Raw genomic sequence first — 1,315 nt, 5'->3', positions numbered from 1 at the left:
ATCCACAAGCTGCCGTCTTCAATCAAGCCAAGCTCAGACGCCGCTTCTTTAGAACGGGGCCCTTTTGTCTCCGCAGCTAATGTCGCCAGCTGGGCTGCATGTTTGATCCAAATTGGTTTTGTCATTATTGATCTCCTTTCTCAAGCATTGGCATTTTGATTCCTTTTTCACGTGCTGTTTGCTTTGCCAGTTCATAGCCTGCATCGGCATGCCGAACAACGCCCATTCCTGGATCTGTTGTCAATACACGTTCAAGACGGGCTTCTGCTTCTTTCGTACCGTCTGCCACAATAACAACGCCGGAATGCTGGGAGTAGCCCATGCCTACGCCTCCGCCATGGTGAAGGGATACCCATGTCGCGCCGCCGACAGCATTGACCATCGCATTGAGGAGCGGCCAGTCAGATACAACGTCTGATCCGTCTTTCATTGCTTCTGTTTCCCGGTTAGGAGAAGAAACGGATCCGGAGTCTAAGTGGTCGCGGCCGATGACGATCGGCGCTTTTAATTCGCCGCTTGCTACCATGTCGTTCAAGATTTTACCAAAGCGGGCACGCTCACCGTAACCGAGCCAGCAAATACGGGAAGGAAGTCCTTGGAACTCGATTTTTTCCTGCGCCATGCGAATCCAGTTACATAAATGCTCATTATCGGCGAATTCACGTAAAATTGCCTGGTCTGTTTTGTAAATATCTTCTGGATCTCCTGATAATGCGACCCAGCGGAAAGGTCCTTTTCCTTCACAGAACTGCGGGCGGATATAAGCCGGAACGAACCCAGGGAAATCAAAAGCATTTTCTACCCCTTCGTCTTTCGCTACTTGACGGATGTTGTTGCCATAGTCAAATGTAATGGATCCTTTTTCCATCATTTCAAGCATCGCTTTGACGTGAGTCGCCATTGATGCTTTGGAAAGTTTCACGTATTCTTCCGGATTAGACGCACGAAGTTTGTCTGCTTCTTCCATAGACATGTTAGATGGAACATATCCATTTAGTGGATCGTGCGCGGATGTTTGGTCTGTCAGTACATCTGGAATAAAGTTGCGGGCAATCATCTCTGGTAAAATGTCCGCTGCATTGCCCACTAGGCCGATGGATAATGCCTTGCCTTCTTTTTTCGCTTCTTCTGCTAAACGAATCGCTTCATCTAGTGAATGGGTTTTCACGTCTGTGTAGCGAGTTTCGATTCTGCGGTCAATTCTCGTTTCATCGACGTCAATACCAATTACGACACCGCCATTCATCGTCACCGCAAGCGGCTGTGCACCACCCATACCGCCAAGGCCCGCTGTAAGAGTGATCGTGTTCTTGAG

1 protein-coding gene is annotated in these 1,315 nt (G+C 48.9%); it reads right to left on the bottom strand.

Going from position 1 to position 1,315, the window contains the following annotated elements; genetic code table 11:
• Positions 1-124: 124 nt before the first annotated feature.
• Positions 125-1,315: urocanate hydratase (hutU, locus tag F9802_RS19405; protein WP_152154738.1), on the bottom strand; the 1,191-nt coding region annotated here is incomplete at its 5' end.

The organism is Bacillus aerolatus, assembly GCF_009183655.1.
GTDB lineage: Bacteria > Bacillota > Bacilli > Bacillales > Domibacillaceae > Pseudobacillus > Pseudobacillus aerolatus.
The sequence above is the reverse complement of the archived record's forward strand: the minus strand, read 5'-3'. Positions and strand labels throughout refer to the sequence as shown.